This is a genomic window from Brevibacterium senegalense (assembly GCF_000285835.1).
Lineage (GTDB): Bacteria > Actinomycetota > Actinomycetes > Actinomycetales > Brevibacteriaceae > Brevibacterium > Brevibacterium senegalense.
In genome coordinates, this window is record NZ_HE978606.1 from 172059 (window position 1) to 191592 (window position 19534).

Annotated in this window: 13 protein-coding genes; 4 read left to right on the forward strand and 9 right to left on the reverse strand. The window is 71.4% G+C overall.

What is annotated here, in order from left to right; translation table 11 throughout:
- On the forward strand, positions 1 to 2245 hold a 2245-nt coding region (locus HGBR_RS17875), incomplete at its 5' end, for an excinuclease ABC subunit UvrA (protein WP_019159685.1).
- A 10-nt stretch (positions 2246 to 2255) separates the two neighbouring features.
- On the opposite strand, the gene HGBR_RS12505 is transcribed toward HGBR_RS17875, so the two are convergent.
- The gene (locus HGBR_RS12505; RefSeq protein WP_019159686.1) at positions 2256 to 3296 is read right to left on the reverse strand and encodes a LysR family transcriptional regulator; all 1041 of its coding nucleotides are present in this window, start codon (positions 3294 to 3296) and stop codon (positions 2256 to 2258) included.
- Between the two features lie 129 nt (positions 3297 to 3425).
- On the opposite strand from HGBR_RS12505, the gene HGBR_RS12510 reads away from it, so the two are divergent.
- Positions 3426 to 4283, forward strand: a complete 858-nt coding sequence (locus HGBR_RS12510) for an SMP-30/gluconolactonase/LRE family protein (protein WP_040365097.1) — start codon at positions 3426 to 3428, stop codon at positions 4281 to 4283.
- Between the two features lie 87 nt (positions 4284 to 4370).
- On the opposite strand, the gene HGBR_RS12515 is transcribed toward HGBR_RS12510, so the two are convergent.
- The 6 genes from HGBR_RS12515 to HGBR_RS12540 all read right to left on the reverse strand — a co-directional run bounded on the left by HGBR_RS12515 (position 4371) and on the right by HGBR_RS12540 (position 15860).
- Positions 4371 to 6059 carry a glycoside hydrolase family 13 protein gene (locus tag HGBR_RS12515; RefSeq protein ID WP_019159688.1) on the reverse strand — a complete coding sequence of 563 codons (1689 nt, stop codon included), beginning with the start codon at positions 6057 to 6059 and terminating at the stop codon, positions 4371 to 4373.
- A complete protein-coding gene (gene glgX, locus HGBR_RS12520) occupies positions 6056 to 8245 on the reverse strand; it encodes a glycogen debranching protein GlgX (protein ID WP_051013424.1) in 2190 nt (729 codons plus the stop codon). The genes HGBR_RS12515 and glgX overlap by 4 nt, the downstream gene beginning before the upstream one ends.
- Positions 8245 to 9732, reverse strand: a complete 1488-nt coding sequence (gene glgA / locus HGBR_RS12525) for a glycogen synthase GlgA (protein ID WP_019159690.1) — start codon at positions 9730 to 9732, stop codon at positions 8245 to 8247. Before glgA ends, glgX begins: the two co-directional genes overlap by 1 nt.
- Positions 9733 to 9793: 61 nt before the next feature.
- The gene (gene glgC / locus HGBR_RS12530; RefSeq protein ID WP_019159691.1) at positions 9794 to 11104 is read right to left on the reverse strand and encodes a glucose-1-phosphate adenylyltransferase; all 1311 of its coding nucleotides are present in this window, start codon (positions 11102 to 11104) and stop codon (positions 9794 to 9796) included.
- Complete coding sequence (gene glgB / locus HGBR_RS17880) at positions 11101 to 13395, reverse strand: 1,4-alpha-glucan branching protein GlgB (protein ID WP_019159692.1); 2295 nt, start codon at positions 13393 to 13395, stop codon at positions 11101 to 11103. Before glgB ends, glgC begins: the two co-directional genes overlap by 4 nt.
- Entirely contained in the window at positions 13392 to 15860 is a 2469-nt protein-coding gene (locus HGBR_RS12540; protein WP_019159693.1) for a glycogen/starch/alpha-glucan phosphorylase, read from the reverse strand. Before HGBR_RS12540 ends, glgB begins: the two co-directional genes overlap by 4 nt.
- A 247-nt stretch (positions 15861 to 16107) precedes the next feature.
- Between HGBR_RS12540 and mmsB the strand changes: the two genes are divergently transcribed.
- Positions 16108 to 17019 carry a 3-hydroxyisobutyrate dehydrogenase gene (gene mmsB, locus HGBR_RS12545; protein ID WP_019159694.1) on the forward strand — a complete coding sequence of 304 codons (912 nt, stop codon included), beginning with the start codon at positions 16108 to 16110 and terminating at the stop codon, positions 17017 to 17019.
- Between the two features lie 7 nt (positions 17020 to 17026).
- Here the strand turns inward: mmsB and HGBR_RS12550 are convergent, their stop codons facing one another.
- Both HGBR_RS12550 and HGBR_RS12555 read right to left on the reverse strand, forming a co-directional pair.
- Positions 17027 to 17830 (reverse strand): YggS family pyridoxal phosphate enzyme, encoded by an 804-nt coding sequence (locus tag HGBR_RS12550; RefSeq protein WP_019159695.1) that lies wholly within the window; start codon positions 17828 to 17830, stop codon positions 17027 to 17029.
- 56 nt (positions 17831 to 17886) lie between these two features.
- Entirely contained in the window at positions 17887 to 18831 is a 945-nt protein-coding gene (locus tag HGBR_RS12555) for a zinc-binding dehydrogenase (protein WP_019159696.1), read from the reverse strand.
- Between the two features lie 318 nt (positions 18832 to 19149).
- Here HGBR_RS12555 and HGBR_RS12560 point away from each other — a divergent pair, with 318 nt between their 5' ends.
- Positions 19150 to 19446, forward strand: a complete 297-nt coding sequence (locus tag HGBR_RS12560) for a putative quinol monooxygenase (RefSeq protein WP_019159697.1) — start codon at positions 19150 to 19152, stop codon at positions 19444 to 19446.
- The last annotated feature ends 88 nt before the right edge of the window (positions 19447 to 19534 follow it).

A 19534-nucleotide genomic window follows, 5' to 3' on the forward strand; every position in this document is an offset into this window, starting at 1 on the left:
GCAGCGGGGCGGTCGCAGCGCCCGGTCGACGGTCGGCAGCATCACGACGCTCTCCAGCCTGGTGCGCATGCTGTACTCCCGGGCGGGGGAGTACCCGGACGGGCAGCCGATGCTCTACGCCGAGGACTTCTCGACGAACACGGTCGAGGGCGCCTGCCCGGAATGCCACGGGATCGGTCGCGTCTACGACGTGCCCGAGGAGAGGATGGTCCCCGACCCCGCGCTCACGATCCGCGAGCGCGCGATCGCCGCCCATCCGACGGCCTGGCACGGTCACCAGCTGCGAGACGTGCTGGTCGCCCTGGGCTACGACGTCGACGTGCCGTGGCAGGATCTGCCCCAGGAGCAGAGGGACTGGATCCTGTACACGGACGAGACCCCGTTCGTGCCGGTGCACTCCCGGCTCTCCCTCGACGAGGCGCGCGCTGCGATCGCGGCAGGAGTGGAACCGACCTATTCCGGCACCTACACGGGCGCCCGTCGCTACGTGCTCGACACCTTCGCGAACACGAAGAGTGCGTCGATGAAGAGGAAGGTCGCGGAGTTCCTCACCGCGGCACCCTGCCCCGCGTGCCACGGCAAGCGACTCAAGCCAGAAGCGCTGTCCGTGACGTTCGAGGGGCTGGACATCGCACAGTTCTCCCAGCTCCCCCTGGATGACCTGACGTCACTGCTCGAGACGGCTGTCGCAGAGGCGGACGACCGGTCCGTCGAGAAGCTGGCGGCGACCTCCCGTCTGGGAGCCGGGCTCTTCGACCGCATCCGTCCGATCATCGATCTGGGACTGGGGTATCTCTCGCTGGACCGGACGACCCCGACGCTCTCGGGCGGAGAGCTGCAGCGTCTGCGGCTGGCGACCCAGCTGACGTCCGAACTGTTCGGCGTCGTCTACGTCCTCGACGAGCCCTCAGCCGGGCTCCACCCGCAGGATGTGCACGCGCTGCTGGGCATCCTCGACGGGCTGAGGGGACGAGGGAACAGCCTCTTCGTCGTCGAGCACTCCCTCGACGTGATGCGCCACGCGGACTGGCTCGTCGACATCGGACCCGGCGCGGGTGAGCGCGGCGGTCGGGTCCTCTACAGCGGACCGACCGACGGGCTGGCCGATGTCGAGGAATCCGTCACCCGCGGGTACCTGGTGGGCGCCAGCGGGCTTCCGCCCCATGTGCCGCGGACGCCGCAGGGGCTGCTGCGGCTGGAGGGCGTCACCCGCAACAATCTGCGGAACGTCTCCGTCGAGATCCCCCTGCACGTCCTCACCGCTGTCACCGGAGTGTCGGGATCGGGCAAGTCCAGCCTGGTGAGCCAGGTGCTGCCCACCCTTGTCAGTGAGCACCTGGGGCGTCCCGTCCCCGCGGACGAACCCGCACCCGACGACGATGCTCTGCTGCTCGCCGACGAACCCGACGAGCTGGAGGGGTCTGTGGACGGCGACCTCACGGGTATCCGGCGCGTCGTGAACATCGATCAGAAGCCGATCGGCCGCACGCCCCGCTCGAACGTCGCGACCTACACCGGCCTGTTCGACCACGTGCGCCGCCGTTTCGCCCAGACCCCGGAGTCGCAGGCGCGCGGATACAAGCCCGGCCGCTTCTCCTTCAACGTCGCGGGCGGGCGGTGTCCGACCTGCGAGGGCGAGGGCTCGGTGATGGTCGAGCTGCTCTTCCTCCCGTCCGTCTACGCCGAGTGCCCGGACTGCCACGGCACCCGCTACCAGTCGAGCACGCTCGAGATCACCTGGCGCGGGCTGAACATCGCTCAGATCCTCGCCCTGAGCGTCGAGGAGGCGCGGGAGTTCTTCGAGGGCGAGTTCGACATCGTGCGCTCCCTCACGGCTCTTGTCGACGTGGGGCTGGGCTACCTGCGCCTGGGGCAACCGGCCACGGAGCTGTCCGGCGGTGAGGCTCAGCGGGTCAAGCTCGCCAGCGAGCTCCAGCGGGCCCAGCGCGGCGACACCCTCTACGTGCTCGACGAGCCGACCTCCGGCCTGCACAGCGCTGACGCGGACCGACTCGTCACACATCTCCAGTCCCTCGTGGACGCCGGGAACACCGTCGTCATGGTCGAGCTCGACATGCGGGTGATCGCCCAGGCCGACCACGTCATCGACCTGGGCCCCGGCGCAGGGGACGACGGCGGGCAGGTCGTCGCTGCGGGGACCCCGGCTGAGGTTGCGGCATCAGCGGACAGTGCGTCGGCGCGGTACCTGGCGACCGCACTCGAGGAGGCCGCTGTGGCTGCCTGAGCCGCGCGCCTCAGAACGCCCGGGCGCTGCGGCGCAGGGCGTGGAACACGTGCTCGACGGCGTTGCTGCGCAGCGCCTCGGGCCGCACGGCGGCCCAGTACTCCATGCGGCGCTCGAAGTCCGGCAGCACCCGCACGAGCCGGGGTGCGGAGGTGGGGGCGGCCTCGGCGTCGGAGCGGGGAGCCTCGACGGCCGGCCCGAAGCCGTGCGTCCACGTGTCACCCATGTACGTGGGCAGGAGGCCCACCCCCATCCCCAGGACGGTCGCATGGACGTGCAGGCGGACGGAGTTGGACCGCAGGAAGCCGGCGGGTTCGGGCAGGCCCTGCGTCGCGTGGGCGAGCTCGGCGACCCCCACGGAGTGCTCAGGGTAGTAGATGAGCCGGTGATCGGCCATGTCAGCGGGCGTCTGCGGCGTCCCGTGCGCCTCGAGGTACTCCTCCGTCGCGAAGAGGCCCAGGGAGTACGGCCGCAGGAAGTGCGTGAGCGACTGCGGCGCGTCCGGCCGGCCCACGACGACCTCGATGTCGACGCCGGAGCGGTACCGGCGCGCGGGTTGGGTCACGGTCGTGATCTCGACCTGCAGGCCGGGGTGCTGCCGCTGGAGCTCCGCGATCGCCGGCAGCGCGACCCAGTTCGCGAACCCCGGCGTCGTCGCCACCCGCACGGTGCCGATGACGGCGCCGGTGGACTTCGCGGTGGCCGGATCCGGCTGGGAGGCCGAGGCCAGGGCGGCCTCGACGGCCTCGGCGGCGGGCAGCAGGTGGCGACCGCGGGCGGTCAGCTCCCACCCGTCCGGCGAGGCTGCCAGCACGCGGTCGCCCACGGCCTTCTCCAGCGCCGCGATGCGGCGCGACACCGTCGTGTGGTTGACGCCCATGCTCGCGGCCGCCGCCGTGTACTTGCCCAGCCGGGCGACGGCCAGCAGCGCCAGCAGGTCGTCCGGTGCGATCCGCAGGCCCGCGCCGGCCGCGGGGCCGGGGACGGTTCCCGAGGCCGCGGCCGGGTCGGCCGTGCCCCCGGACGAGGCCCGTGCACGAGGTGTCTGCATGTGCGCATACTATCTGCGCCAGCGCACAGGGGTGTGGCGAGTTGCCGCGCGGACGGCAGAATGGGGAGCGCGTGGGCGGGGCCCGTCCCAGCCGCGAACGCACGAACCGACGAAGGAGTGGGCACCGTGGTGGAGTGGGAACTGAACGACGTCGTGAGCGGGATGCGCTTCCCCGAGGGCAACCGATGGCATGACGGGAGACTCTGGTTCTCCGACATGCACACCGGCGAGGTCTTCGTCCTCGACCCGGCGCGCGACTCGGAGCCGACCCGACTGACGACGCTGGACTGCCAGGCGTCCGGCTTGGGCTGGCTGCCCGACGGACGCCTCATCGTCACCGCCATGGACGAGCGCACGCTGCGCACGATCCTCCCCGACGGCACGACGGAGGTCTTCGCTGACCTGAGCGGAATCAGCGACTCGCTCCTCAACGACCTCATGGTCGACGAGCAATCGGGCCGCGTCTACGTGGGGGCGTTCGGATACGACATCTACGGCGGCGAGGACCCGAAGCCGGGACCGCTCTACGTCGTGGAGACCGACGGGAGTGCGCGCCTGGCGGCAGACGGATTCGTGTTCCCCAACAGCGCGAACGTCCTCCCCGGCACGCGGACCCTGGTGCTGGGCGAGACGTGGGGACACGTCCTCACCGCGTTCGACATCCTCGACGACGGGGACCTGGGCAATCGACGCACATGGGCGGCTCTCCCCGAGGGCACGACGCCGGACGGCAGCTGCGTCGATCTGGAGGGCGGCATCTGGATCTCTTCGATCGACACCGGGGAGTTCCTCCGGGTGCTGGAGGGCGGCGAGATCACCGATCGCATCGACGTGGGCGGACGCTGCGCGATCGACTGCGTCCTGGGCGGCGAGGACGGACGGACCCTCTTCATCTCCACAGCCGACAGCTACACGCCCTCCGTCACGGCCGACTCCCACGACGGCAGGATCGAGGCCGTCCGGGTGACGGTGCCGGGACCGCACTGACGCACGCCTGACCGGGTATGCACCAGGACCCGAGGGGTCGTGCCCGCGCGGAATGACGGGTGTGATCCCGCTGCCGGGCGGATCGGTTCAGACCGCGAGCCACACAGCGGTGTCGGTGGGCAGCGTGCCGTCCTGCAGCGGGCCGCTGGCGACGAGGACGGTCGCGTCCTCCGGCAGGGGGAGTGCTGGGCCCAGGTTCAGGAGCACACGGGTCGTGCCTGCCGGCGTCGTCACGTCGAAGGCGACGACGGACTGCGAGTCCACGGTCGCCTCAACGACGGGTTCGTCGACGAAGCGCATCTCGCCGGTGCCCAGGCCGCGCTCGCGGCGGACCGCCAGCAGAGCGCGGTAGAGCTCGAGCGTCGAACCTGCGACGCCAGCCTGTTGGTCGACCGCCAGCTCCTGGAACCCGTCCGGCTGCGGCAGCCACGCCTCGCCCGTGGGGCTGAAGCCGAACGCCGGCTCTTCCGCCTCCCACGGCAGGGGGACGCGGCAGCCGTCGCGGCCCAGCCGATCGCCGTCCGTGCGGTGGAAGGTGGGGTCCTGCCGGACGGACGGGTCCAGATCGAGGACCTCGAACAGGCCCAGCTCCTCACCCTGGAACAGGTAGGCGCTGCCCGGCAGCGCGAGCATGAGCGTCGTCGCGGCGCGTGCGCGGCGCAGCCCCGTCTCGCGGACCGGTTCCGGCATCGTCCCGTCCAGTTGCGTGACCAGCGACTCCGCAGGCCAGCCGAAGCGCGTCGCATGCCGGACGACATCGTGGTTCGACAGCACCCACGTCGTAGGTGCGCCGACCGGATCGTTCGCCGCGTAGGACCGGGTGATGTGTTCGCGCAACTCCTGCGCATCCCACGCGGTGCCCAGGAATCCGAAGTTGAACGCCTGGTGGTGCTCATCGGGCCGCACGTAGCGGGCGATGCGGTCGTAGGGGCGGATCCAGGCCTCGGCGACCATGAGGCGCTCGCCCGGGTATCCCTCGAGGATCCCGCGCCAGTCGCGGTAGATCTCGTGGACCCCGTCCTGGTCGAAGTACGGCGCGGTGTGCGTGGGCAGGGCACTTGTCGCCAGTTCCTCGCGGGTGAGCCCAGAATCGGGCAGGCCGGGCGCCTTCACGAGCCCGTGCGCCACGTCGATGCGGAAGCCGTCCACCCCGCGGTCCAGCCAGAAGCGCAGGATGTCGCGGAACGCCTCCCGCACCGGGGGATGCTCCCAGTTGAGATCCGGCTGCGAGGAGTCGAAGAGGTGCAGGTACCACTGGCCGTCGGGCGTCTTCGACCATGCGGAGCCGCCGAACTCCGAGGGCCAGTCGTTGGGCGGGGCCTCCGGATCGTCCGGGTCCGGCGAGCGGAAGTGGTACCAGTCGCGGACCTCGTCGCCCGGTGCCGCCGCGAGCGCGCGCTGGAACCACGGGTGCCGGTCGCTCGTGTGGTTGGGGACGACGTCGATGATGACCTTGAGCCCCCGTTGGTGTGCTGCGTCGATGAGGCGTTCCGCATCTGCGAGCGTGCCGAACAGCGGGTCGACGTCGCAGTAGTCCGCGACGTCGTAGCCGGCATCCGCCTGCGGGGACGGGTAGAACGGGGAGACCCACACCGCGTCGACCCCCAGGTCGCGCAGGTGGTCGAGGCGCGCGGTGATCCCCGGGAGGTCGCCGACCCCGTCCCCGTCCGCATCCGCGAACGACCGGGGGTAGACCTGGTAGATGACGGCGCTGCGCCACCACGGGGACGACTCTGCGGAAGGAGAGGCGGCGGGAGCTGCGGCGGGGTCGGTCACGGGGTGTCCTTTCCTGCGGGTCCGTCCGTCGGCGTTTGGTCGTCCGCAGGCACCGCTGCGAACACGACGACCGACTGGGCTGCTGCGACGTAGGGGCTGGAGGGCGGAACGCTGTCGGCGGGTGCTGCCTCGGCCTCGGCGTCCCCGGCCTCGGCGGTTTCGATCTCGAGGTCCCAGCGGTACCCGGCACCCGGGTCCGGCAGCTGTACGTCCCGCGCCTCCTCGCCCGTGTTGAGGATGAGGAGGACGCAGTCGTCCGTCTCCCGGGCCTCGGGATCGTCCGCCGCCCCGCGGATCACGGCGACGATGCAGGCGCCGGTGGGGTCGTGCCAGTCGGACTCCGCGGGCTCGGTGCCGTCGGGGCGCAGCCACACGATGTCGCGCAGGCCGTCCGAGCGGGTGCGGCCGTGCAGGAAGCTGCGCTGCCGCAGCACTGGATGCCGACGCCGCACGTCGATGAGCAGGCGCACGACCTCCTGCAGACTGCGGTCGGGAGCGGACCAGTCGAGCCAGCCGATCGGCCCGTCCTGCGCGTACGCGTTGTTGTTGCCGTCCTGGCTGTTGCCGATCTCGTCGCCGGCCAGCAGCATCGGCACCCCCTGCGACACGAGCAGCGACGCGAGCATCGCCCGCACCCGCCCGCCCCGCGCCGCCCGGATCGCCGGATCGTCCGTGGGCCCCTCGACGCCCAGGTTGTCGGAGAGGTTCTCCTCGTGCCCGTCGCGGCCGTCCTCCCCGTTCGCCTCGTTGTGCTTGCGTGAGTAGGAGACGACGTCGGCCAGTGTGAAACCGTCGTGCGCGGTCACGAAGTTGACCGACGCGGTCGCCGCCCGGTCGCCGTGATCGAAGTGCGATGCGGTGCCCAGCAGCAGGGAGCCCAGATCCGCCTCGCCGGGGGTCGCACCGCGCCACACCCGCCGCACGCCGTCGCGGAACCGGTCGTTCCACTCCGACCAGCCGGCCGGGAACCCGCCCAGGCGGTAGCCGTCCGGGCCCAGGTCCCACGGCTCGGCGATGAGGTGCGTGCCCGCCAGTACCGGGTCCTGCGCGAGCGCCTGGAAGAACGCGGCGTCCGCGCGGAACCCGTCCCGCGTGCGCCCCAGCGTTGTCGCGAGGTCGAACCGGAATCCATCGATCCCGTACCGTCGCACCCAGTGCCGCAGGCTGTCGAGGATCAGCCGCAGCACCATCGGCTCATCGGCCGCCACCGTGTTCCCCGTGCCCGTGTCGTCGACGCACCCGCCGTCCGCGCGCAGCCGGTGGTAGCCGCGCGCGTGCAGGCCCCGGTGCGCCAGCGTGGGACCCGTCGCGTCCCCTTCACCAGTGTGGTTGAAGACGACGTCGACGATCACGCTGATCCCGGCCGCGTGCAGCGCGTGCACCAGCGCCCGCAGCTCCGCATCCGCGTCTGCGCGGGCGTACCGAGGCTCGGGCGCCAGCCACGCGACCGGCTGGTACCCCCAGTAGTTCGTGAGCCCGCGCTCCACCAGGAACCGGTCGTCGAGGAACGCCTGCAGCGGCAGGAACTCGACCGCGTTCACGCCCAGCCCGGTCAGATGCTCGAGGATCGCCGGGTGCGCCGCGCCCGCGTACGTCCCGCGCAGCTCCTGCGGCACGTCCGGGTGCGTCGCCGTCAGCCCCTTGAGGTGCGCCTCGTAGATGACGAGTTCGCCGAGGTCGTGGCCGGGGCGGTTGGCGAAAGGATCGGGGGAGGTGGCCCGGCCGTGGTCGACGACGAGGCACTTGGGCACCACCGGTGCGCTGTCGCGTTCGTCGAGGAGTCCGGGGACCCCGTCGCCCAGGTGCGAGTCGCCGGTCTGCGCGTCGTCCGGTTCCCAGCCTTCCGCCGGGGTCCGGTCGTCCAGGAGGGGATCCCAGACGAGCGGTGCCTCGAGGGCGCGGGCGTACGGGTCCAGCAGCAGCTTGTGCGGGTTGAAGCGCAGTCCGTCCGCGGGCCGGTGCGGACCGTGGGCGCGGAAGCCGTACCAGTCGCCCGCCTGGATCCCGGAGACGTGCGCGTGCCAGACACCTCCGTCGCGGAAGGGGAGCGGGATGCGCTCCTCGGTGTCCCCGTCGAACACGCAGAGCTCGACCGCGGTCGCCTCCGGCGCCCAGACGGCGACGTTCGCGCCGTCCGCCTCCAGGGTCACCCCCAGCGGCCACGGTCGGCCCCTGCGCACGTCCATCAGACCAGCGACTCGAAGAGGTCCGCGTACCGGGCCGCGGACGTCGACCAGCCCACGGGGGAGCGCATGCCGCGCTCGCGCAGCCGGGCCCATTCCACCGGGTCCGCGTACAGCTGCGTCGCCCGCTCCAGAGCCGAGGCCAGCCCCGGCCCCGTCGTGCCGTCCAGGTGGAACCCGGTCGCCGTCCCGTCCGCGAGCGTCTGCGCACCCGCGTCCACGACGGTGTCCCGCAGCCCGCCCGTCGCCGTCACGACCGGGACCGCACCGTAGCGCAGGCCGTACATCTGGGTGAGCCCGCACGGCTCGAACCGGGACGGCACCAGGACCAGATCGCCGCCGGCGTACAGCCGGTGGCTCAGCGGCTCGTCGTAGCCGATCCGCACCCCCGCCGCCCGCGGGAAGCGCGCTTCCAGATCGAGGAGACCGCGCTCGCAGGCCGGATCGCCGGACCCCAGCACGGCGACGGCGCCCCCGGCCCGCAGGAACCCGGGCAGCGCCTCGAGCAGCAGGTCGATCCCCTTCTGATGGGTCAACCGCGTCACGACGACCGCCAGCGGCCCCGCCGGCTTGTCCAGACCGAACTCCCGCAGCAAGACGCGGCGGTTGCGGGCCTTCCCGGTGGCGACGTCGCTCGCGGTCGCGACCGGCAGCGATCCGTCCGCCGCATACGGGCGCACGTGCGGATCGGCGGCCGGATCCCACACGTTCTCGTCGATGCCGTTGAGGATCCCGTGCAGCTCACCGCGGTCGCGGCGGGCGGTGATGACGCCCTCGAGGCCGAATCCGAACTCCTCCCCGGTCAGCTCCTGCGCATACGTGGGGCTCACGGTCGTGACGGCGTGCGCGTGGACGAGGCCCGCCTTGAGCGCACTCACCCGCCCGTAGTATTCGAGCGCCTCCGGGTGGAAGTCCCACACGGGCAGCCGCAGCCGGTCCAGCTGGTCCGCGCCGACCAGTCCCTGGAACGCGACGTTGTGGATCGTCTGGACGGTGGGGACGGCCGACCCCGCGTAGTGGAGGTACGACGGGGTCAGCCCCGCCTGCCAGTCGTGCGCATGCACGACGTCCGGCCGCCACCCGTCGTCCGTGCCCGTGAGCGCGATGCTGCGGCCCACCCACGACAGCGCCGCGAACCGCGCCGCGTTGTCCGGATGCTCCCGCCCGTCGACCTCGTACGGCCCACCGGTCCGGTCGAAGAGGTGCGGTGCGTCCAGCAGGAGCAGGTCGAGGCCCGCGTGCCGGGCGCGGCGGACCTCGGCGGGACCGCCGAATAGATCGTCGTCGACGAACGCCGAGGTCGTGGCCCCCACCCGCTGCAGCAGGCCCGGGTAGGCAGGCAGCAGGACCCGCGACTCCCAGCCGCCGGCCGCCAGGGCGGCCGGCAGGGCGCCCACGACGTCGGCCAGCCCGCCGGTCTTGACGAGCGGCGCGCACTCAGAGGCGACGGACAGCACGCGACGGGACGACGGCCTCGGCGACTCCGACACGGGCAGGTTCCTCGGCACGGGCAGGTGCTGCGGCCTCGGCGGCGGTGGGGTTCCCCGCGACTCACTCACCGGCGGCCGCCCGCCGGTCCAGCATGGGCTGGGTGATGAGCGTGACCCCGCCCGGTGTGACGCGGAACCAGCGGGCGTCCTCCTCCGGGTCCTCGCCCACGACGAGGCCGGTGGGGATCTGCACGCGGCTGTCGATGACGCAGCGGCTCAGCCGCGCGTTGCGGGCGACGGACACCCCCGGCAGCAGGACCGCGTGGTCGAGTGACGAGTACGAGTGCACGCGCCCCCCGGTGAACAGCAGCGAGTTGTGGACGTTCGACCCGCTGATGATGCAGTCGCCGGCGATGAGCGACTGGATCGCCTGCCCGCGCCGGCCGTCGTCGTCGTGGATGAACTTCGCCGGGGGCGTGAGCTCCGCGTACGTCCAGATGGGCCACTGGCTGTCGTAGAGGTCCAGCGGCGGCACGAACTCCGTCAGGTCGATGTTCGCCTGCCAGAACGTGTCGATCGTGCCCACGTCGCGCCAGTACGGCTCCGTCTCCAGCCCGGACATGACGCACGACTCGCTGAAGCGGTGCGCGTACGCGTTGCCGCCCTTCGTGACCTGGGGGATGAGGTCGTAGCCGAAGTCGTGGCCGGAGCTCGTGTCCTCCGCGTCCGTGAGCAGCAGGTCGCGCAGGAAGTCCCAGTCGAAGACGTAGATGCCCAGCGAGGCCAGGGAGCTGTCCGGGTCGCCGGGCATGCCGGGCGGGTCTGCGGGCTTCTCCAGGAACTCGACGATCCGGCCCGTCTCGTCCGTGTGCATGACGCCGAAGCTCGAGGCCTCCGTCCGCGGGACCGTCAGGCAGCCCACCGTCACGTCCGCGCCGGTCTCCACGTGCTGGCGCAGCATGATCTCGTAGTCCATCTTGTACACGTGGTCGCCGGCCAGGACGATGACGTACTGCACCTGGTAATCGTCGACGATGTCGATGTTCTGCCGCACCGCGTCCGCTGTGCCCATGTACCACTTCGACTCCGTGACGCGCTGGCTGGCCGGGAGGATGTCGAGGTACTCGTTGCGCTCCGCGCGGAAGAAGTTCCAGCCCAGCTGCAGGTGCTTGATGAGGGAGTGGGCCTTGTACTGGGTCGCGACCGCCATCTTGCGGATGCCGGAGTTGAGGGCGTTGGACAGCGGGAAGTCGATGATGCGGGTCTTGCCGCCGAAGTGGACGGCCGGCTTCGCCCGCCGGTCCGTGAGCTCCTCGAGCCTGCTGCCGCGCCCGCCCGCCAGGACGAACGCCATCGCCTGGCTGGTGAGTCGGGGCGGTGCTCCGCCGGGACGCCGCGTCTGCGGGGTCCGTGCCTGCGGGGTTGCGGTCATGACAGATCCTCCACGAAGTAGACGGCCGAGACGGGTGCGAGGGTGAGCAGGGCGGACTGGGCCTCCGTGCCCTGGGGGACGGGTTCGGTGTCGATGGCGCCCCGGTTGCCCCGGTCGCCGCCGCCGTAGACCGCCGCGTCCGTGTTGAGTGCCTCCCGCCAGCGTCCCGGCACGGGGAACGCGACGCGGTAGCCGGTCCGCGGGACCGGGGCGAGGTTGAGCACGACGACGACGTGCGGATCGCCGGGCGCACCGCGGCGCAGCCACGCGAACACCTGGTCGTCCGCCGCGTCGACCAGCAGCCACTGGAACCCGCGGGGATCCGCGTCGTACCGGTGCAGGGCCGGCTGCTCGCGGTGGAGGCGGTTGAGGTCGCGGACCACGTGCTGGATGCCGCGGTGCCCGGGATCGGCCAGGACGCCCCAGTCCAGGGCGGCGTCGTGGTTCCACTCCGCCGGCTGGCCGAACTCCTGGCCCATGAACAGCAGCTTCTTGCCCGGGTGCCCCCACATGTAGGCGAGGAACGCCTTGACCGCGCCCAGCTTGTCCGCGTGCGTCCCCGGCATCCGCCCGTACAGGGAGCCCTTGCCGTGGACGACCTCGTCGTGGCTGATGGGCAGGACGAACCGCTCGCTGAAGGCGTACGTGAGGCCGAACGTCAGCTGGTCGTGGTGGTAGCGGCGGAACAGCGGGTCGCGGCCGAAGTAGTCGAGCGAGTCGTTCATCCAGCCCAGATTCCACTTGTAGCCGAACCCCAGCCCGCCGTGCTCCGCCGGCCCGGTGACGCCGGGGAACGCGGTCGACTCCTCCGCGATCATGGCCGCGTGCGGGTGCAGGTCGCGCACGACGGCGTTCGTGTGCCGCAGGAACTCGATCGCCTCGTAGTTCTCCCGCCCGCCGTCCGCGTTGGGGATCCACTCGCCGTCCTGCCGCGAGTAGTCGCGGTAGATCATCGAGGCGACCGCGTCGACCCGCAGCCCGTCCAGCCGGTACTCCTCCAGCCAGTACAGCGCGTTCGACACGAGGAGGTTCCGCACCTCTGGCCGGCCGTAGTTGTAGATGAGGGTCTGCCAGTCCGGGTGGTGCCCCTCGCGCGGGTCGCGGTGCTCGTAGAGCGCGGTCCCGTCGAAGCGGCCCAACCCGTGCGCGTCCGTGGGGAAGTGCCCCGGCACCCAGTCCGCCAGGACCCCCAGCCCGCGGGCGTGCGCCCGGTCGACGAACTGAGCGAACTCCCGCGGCGTGCCGTGGCGCGAGGTGGGGGCGAAGAGCCCCACCGGCTGGTAGCCCCACGACCCCGCGAAGGGGTGCTCGGAGACCGGCATGACCTCGAGGTGGGTGAACCCCAGATCCGCGACGTAGTCGACGAGCTCCTCGCCCAGCTCCACATACGACAGCGGCCGTCCGCCGTCCGCCCTGCGCCACGAGCCCAGGTGGACCTCGTAGATGCTCATCGGCTGGTCTGCCGCGTTCCGGCCGGCTGCCTGCGCGTCCGCCGGCTGACCGTCCGCCTGCCGGGCCGCCGCCGAGGCCGTGGTCCAGCGATGCTGCCCCAGCGGCCGCACGACGGATCCGGTCGCAGGCGGCAGCTCCGCGCCGAAGCCCACCGGGTCGGCCTTGAGCGGCAGGCGCTCGCCGTCGGGACCCGTGAGCGCGTACTTGTAGACGGTGCCCTCGCCCAGACCCGGCACGAAGAGCTCCCAGACCCCGGTCGCACCGCGCGGGCGCAGCGGGTGCGCGGTGGGGTTCCAGGAGTTGAAGCCGCCCACGAGTGCGGCCCTGCGCGCGTGCGGCGCCCAGACGGCGACGTGCAGGCCGGCGACGGACTCATGGGTCGTCAGATGTGCGCCCAGCGCCTCCCACAGGCGGCGGTGGGAGCCCTCCCCGATGAGGTGCTCGTCGATCTCGCCCAGGACGGGGCCGAACCGGTAGGGGTCCTCGCGCTCCTCGACGACGCCCGCCGGCCACTCGATGCGCAGCCGGTAGTAGGGGACCAGCGGCCCTGCGAAGACGTCCGCGCCGGGGGAGACGCGGGTGAGGTCCTGCGCCGTGTCGTCGTTGACCGCCTGGACCCGCTGCGCGCCCGGCACGTGCACGACCAGGCCGTGTCCGTCCGGGGTGGGGCCCAGCACCGCGAACGGGTCCGCGGGGAGACGGTCCAGCCGCAGCCCGGGGGCGGCGGGGTCGTCCGTGAGCGCGCCGTCGAGCAGCCGCGCGACCGCGGGGTCCAGGGACCAGCCGTATGCGGGGTCCAGGGACCAGCCGGACGCGGGATCCTGCGGCAGGGGTGTCATAGCGCCGACTCCGCGTCCCAGACGAGGTCCATGTACTGACGGATCGCACGGTCGGAGCTGAACATCCCCATCCGCGCGACGTTGAGGATCGCGCGGCGCTGCCACTCGTCCGGGTCCCCGTACGCCTCGTCGACCCGGGTCTGGGCGGCGTCGTAGTCCTCGAAATCGGAGCAGACGAGGAACCAGTCGCTGTTCCACAGGAGGTCCAGCAGCTGCCCGTGGCGGTGCTGGTCGCCGGGGCTGAAGGTGCCCTCCGCGATCTCCTGCAGCACGTCCTGCAGCGTCTGGCTCGCCTGGATCGCGGTCCGGCCGTGGTCCGGCACCGTCCGGTGATGGGCCACCTCGTCCGCCGTGAGGCCGAAGAGGAAGAAGTTGTCCGCCCCCACCTGCTCGCGGATCTCCACGTTCGCGCCGTCGAGCGTGCCGATCGTGAGGGCCCCGTTCAGTGCGAACTTCATGTTGCCCGTGCCCGAGGCCTCCATGCCCGCCGTCGAGATCTGCTCCGACAGGTCCGTCGCCGGGATGAGCCGCTCCGCCATGGACACGTTGTAGTTGGGCGGGAACACGACCTGCAGCAGGTCGCGGGTGACGGGGTCGTCGTTGATCCGGGCGGCCACGTCGTTGGCCAGGCGGATGATCCCCTTCGCGACGGTGTAGCTGGGGGCCGCCTTGCCGCCGAAGACCTTGACGCGCGGCACCCACCCGGCGTCGGGATCGCGGCGGATCCGCTGCCAGCGCGCGATCGTCCAGAGGATGTTCAGCAGCTGGCGCTTGTACTCGTGGATCCGCTTGATCTGGACGTCGTACAGGGCGTCCAGCGGGGTGCTGATCCCGTGCGCGTCCTGCAGCCAGTCCGCCAGTCGCACCTTCGCCTGCCGCTTCGTCCGACCGAACGCCTCGCGGAAGCCGGGGTCGTCCACGTGGTCCTCGAGGCCGCGCAGGCGCTCGAGGTCCGTCTCCCAGCCGGACCCGATCGTCTCCGTCACGAGGGCGGCCAGCGGCTGGTTCGCCAGTGCCAGCCAGCGCCGAGGCGTGATCCCGTTCGTGACGTTGACGACGCGGCCGGGGGTCCGGGAGTCCAGGACGGGGAAGAGGTCCTTCGTCACGAGCTCCGTGTGGAGTGCGGAGACGCCGTTGACGCGGTGGCTGGAGAGGAACGCGAGGTCGCCCATGTGGACGTGCCCGTCGCGGATGAGTCCGGCGCCCTCCGGCCGTGGGCCGCGCAGCTCGATGTCGCGGGTGTCCAGGCGCTCGATGATCTGGAGGTGGCGCGGCAGCACCTTGCGCATGAGGTCGAGCGGCCAGCGCTCCAGCGCCTCCGGCAGCAGTGTGTGGTTCGTGTAGCCCAGCACCCGGGTCGTGAGGTCCACGGCGGGGTCCGGGTCGAACCCGTGGGTATCGACGAGGAGGCGGATGAGCTCCGGGCCCGCGATCGCCGGGTGCGTGTCGTTCATCTGGATCGCGACGCGGTCCGGCAGCGACCGCAGGTCGCCGCCCTCGTCCAGGTGACGGGCGAGGATGTCCTGCACGGATGCGGAGGTGAGGAAGTACTCCTGCGCCAGTCGCAGCTCCTTGCCGCGGTGCGTCTCGTCGTTCGGATACAGGACGCGGCCCAGGGACCGGGCCAGGGCCTCGGGCTCCGCGGCCGCGACGAAGTCGCCCGCGTTGAACCGGTCGAGGTCGAAGAGCGCGGCCGTGTTGTGGGCCGCCCACAGCCGCAGCGTGTTCGCCCAGCGGCCCCCGAAGCCCACGATCGGGGTGTCGTGGGCGGCGGCCAGCACGTGGAAGCGGGGCCGCCAGACCGGGCGGCCGTCGACCTCCTCGACGTGGCCGTGGAGCGCGACGGGGTGGGCGGTCTCCGGGCGGGTGAAGTTCCACGGGTTGTCGACGACCAGCCAGTCCTCGGGGGTCTCGATCTGGCGCCCGTCCTCGAAGCCCTGCTTGAAGAGGCCGTGCTCGTAGCGCAGGCCGTAGCCGTAGGCGGGCAGGCCCAGCGTCGACATCGACTCGAGGTAGCAGGCGGCCAGGCGGCCCAGCCCGCCGTTGCCCAGGGCGGCGTCCGGTTCGTCGTCCGCCAGGTCCGTGAAGGGCAGCCCCAGCCCGTCCAGCGCCTCCACGACGACGTCCCGCAGGCCCAGGTTCATCGTCGTGTCCTCCAGCAGGCGGCCGATGAGGAACTCCATCGACAGGTAGTGCACCCGCTTGCGGCTCTCCTCGCGGGTGCGCCGCTGCGCCTCGAGCCACGGGGCCAGCGCCCGGTCGCGGATCGTGTGCGACAGCGCCAGCCGCCAGTCCAGCGTCGACGCCCGCTGCGGGTCCGCGCCCACCGTGAACTGCAGGTGGTGGAGCAGCCAGGCCCGTACAACTTGAGGCGTGGGAGCCGCGAGCTGTTGCGGCTCCGACCCGACCGGCACTGACTCGACCGTGTCCGCCGGGACGACCGGTCCGCCGCTTCGCTGGGTCATGTGTCTCCTCGGAGTCGCGAGTCGATGCCGCGGCGCAGGCCGCGCCCGCGTTCATGCTAGGTCGCCCGGGTGAACGGAGGGTGCCGTCCAGGTGCCGCGGATCTGCATGCGCGCACACCCCCGGTGCGCAACCTCCACCGCCCCGGACTCCCGTGGTCCTCATCACAGGGAATAGGGTGAGGGCACCACGAACGCAGACGGAGTGCGGGCGCAATCAGCGCGGACGCACAGCATGCAAGGAGGCATCATGGCGAACATCGGGTGGATCGGTCTGGGCAACATGGGACGTCCCATGACGAAGAACCTCGTCGCGGCCGGTCACGCGGTCACCGGCTTCGACGTCGTCGAGGCCGCTGTCACCGCCGCTGCGGAGGACGGCATCAAGCCGGCCGGCTCCATCGCCGAGGCCGTGGCCGGTGCCGACATCGTCTTCAGCATGCTGCCCAAGGGCGAGCACGCCCGCAGCGTGTACCTGGACGCCGGCGGCGTCCTCGAATCCGCGCAGACGTCGACACTGCTGGTCGACTCCTCGACGATCGACTTCGACTCCGCCCGCGAGCTGCACAAGCAGGCGGCCGACCGAGGCTTCCGCTTCATCGACGGCCCCGTGTCCGGCGGCATCGGTGGCGCGCAGGCCGGCACCCTCACGTTCATGCTGGGCGGTGCGGACGACGCGGTCGCGGATGCGAAGCCCGTCATCGAGGCGATGGCCGGCAACATCTTCCACGCCGGCGGTGAGGCCGCGGGTCAGGCGGCGAAGATCGTCAACAACATGCAGCTGGCGATCAGCCTGCAGGGCGTCGTCGAGGGCGCGGTGCTGGCGCAGCGCTTCGGCCTCGACCCCAAGGTCTTCTTCGACATCGCCTCCGTGTCGTCCGGCGATTCGTGGCCGCTGCGCAACTGGTACCCCGTGCCGGGCGTCGTCGAGTCCTCGCCGTCCGAGCGCGAGTTCGCCGCCGGCTTCTCCGCGATGCTCATGCACAAGGACGTGGGCCTGGCGCTGGCGGGCGGGGAGTCGCAGGGCGTCGACCTGCCGGCCGCGACCCTCGTCCACGAGAAGCTGCAGCAGCTCATCGACGACGGCTGGGGCGACGCGGACACGTCGATCCTCATCCGCAACATCGATAAGAACGCGAAGGGCCTGCCCACCCAGGAGTGAGCGGGCTCTACTCCCGCGCGCCGAAGACGGTCGAGCCCACGCGGACCAGCGTCGCGCCCTCCTCGATCGCCAGCGCGTAGTCCGCGCTCATGCCCATGGACAGCTCAGTCGCGTCCGCGGGCAGGGTGCCGTCCTCGCGCAGTCGCTGCGACAGTCCGCGCAGCTCCGCGTACGACGGGCGGATCGCGTCGTCCGTCTCTCCCGGCAGTCCGATCGTCATGAGCCCGCGGATGCGCAGGTGGGGCATGGCCCGGACCTGTTCGACGAGTTCCGCCGCCTGCGCCGGGGCCACGCCGGACTTCGTGTCCTCCCGGGACGTGTTCACCTGGATGAGGACGTCCAGGACGGGGTGGTCCGCGGTGGCGGCGTCCGTGCGGAGGGTGCCCGGGGCCTCGGCGACGAGGGCGTCGTGCCCCTGGTCCGTCAGCGTCGCGATCCGGTCGGAGAGCTTCTGCGCGACGGCCGTCGTGTCGATCGACTGGACGCAGCGCGCACCCGCACGCAGCGTGTGATTCACCTTGTTGCGCTGAAGCGGCCCGATGAGGTGCGCCTCGTGGTCGAGGTCGGCGAGCTCCGGTGCCTTCTCCTGCAGCTCCTGGACGCGGTTCTCGCCGATGAGGCGGGCGCCGGCCTCGATCGCGGCGCGGATCCGGGCGGCCGGCTGGGTCTTCGTCGCGAGCATGACGCGGGCCGCGTCCGGGTCGCCGTGGGCGGCGGAGGAGGCGGACCGCACCGTCTCCACGACCTCGGCGAGGCGGGCGCGGATGTCGCGGGCGTCCGGGGACGGCGCAGCGGCAGTCAGATCAGTCATGCCGCGATTGTCTCAGAGCCGCCCCGGCCGCCCCGCGTCACCTGCACATCCGCCTGTCAGCCCTCCGCGACGCGGGCGACGAGGCGGCCGGTCACCTCGCCGCGCTCCAGGCGGCCCACACCGTCCGCGATCTCCTCGAAGTCGATCGTCGTGAGGGTCGGCTCGATCTGGCCCTCGGCCAGCCACTTGAGGACGGTCGCGATGTTCTCCTTCGACCCGCCGTTGGAGCCCACCAGCTCGACCTGCCCCAGGATGAGCGCGTTCGTGTCGATCGTCGCCTCGAGGCGACCCATCCCCACGAGCACGACGCGGCCCTGGAACTTCACCGTTCGGATCGCCTCGTCCGTCGTCGTGCCGAAGCCGGCGAAGTCGATGATGACGTCCAGCTGGTCGTCCTTGAACTCCGTGATGGACTTCGCGACCTTCACCGCACCGTTCTCACGGGCGTGGTCCCACACGTCCTCCTTGATCTCTGCGACGTAGACCTCCGCACCCTCGAGGTGGGCCAGCCGCGCGCCGATCTGTCCCAGACCGCCGTAGCCGATGATGCCGACCTTCATCCCGGCCTTCACCTCGCCCTTGCCGAACACGGCACCGGCGGAGGTCATCCCCGCATCGGTCGCGGCGGCGGCCTGCTCGAAGGACACGCCCTCCGGGATCGCGACGAGCTGGTCCTGGTCCGCCTCCGCGCGGGCCTCCCAGCCGCCGTTCACGCCGTAGCCGAAGGGGCCGATCATCGGCCAGACGGCGACCTTGTCGCCCACCTTCCAGTCGGTGACGCCCTCGCCCACCTCGGAGATGACGCCCGCGGTCTCGTGCCCCGGGACGACGGGGACGGTCATGAGGTCGAGCCACTTCTCGTCCTCGAGGATGCCCACGTCCGAGTGGCACAGGCCGGCCGCCTGCACATCGACGACGACCTTCCCCGGCCCGGCGGTGGGCTCTTCGATGTCGACGCGCTCGAACGGCTTGTGGGTTCCGACGAAATGCCATGCCTTCATGGTGATGTCCTCTCCGTTGTCGTGAGGGCGACCCCGGGAGCCCTCGACCGTGCGGGGTCCCTTCGGACCCTAACAATTGCGTGACCGCGGGCAGGGGGCCGTCCGATGACGGGGATATGACATCTCAGCGACATCCGCTGAGGTGCGGTGGGGCGCAGGTTCTCGGCACAGAAATCGGCGCGTCAGCGCGCGTACGCGGAGACAAGCGGTGTCGCACAGTGGCAGAGTGACGATCGAGTGGACGAAGCAGTCTGATCGTTCCCAGTCGACCGAACAGCAGACAGAGTGCACGGAGCTTTCCGAGGAAGTGGAGTCAGCATGATCAACGTTGTGGCGAAGTTCGTCGTCGTGTCCGGGTCGGAGCAGACCTTCGAGGACACCATCAGCGAGTTCCGCGGGAAGTACATGGCCGACCCGGGCTGTCTGCGCTTCGACCTGCAGAAGCACGCGAAGGCCGAGCGGACGTATGTTCTCCTCGAGACCTATGACTCCGGCGACGCGCTGCGTCGTCACGGCGAGAGTGAGGACTACAAGGAGTTCTCCGCGCGGATGAAGGATCTCCTCGCGCAGAAGCCCGAGGTCGACATCCTCAGGCCCGTCGGCGAGCAGGTGTGAGACCCGCGTCCCCCTGAGTGAGGTGAGAGGGGCTCGCGGACACGCGGGCCCTCTCACTCCTGCCATCGTGGCGGGGGGTCTGGTCGGA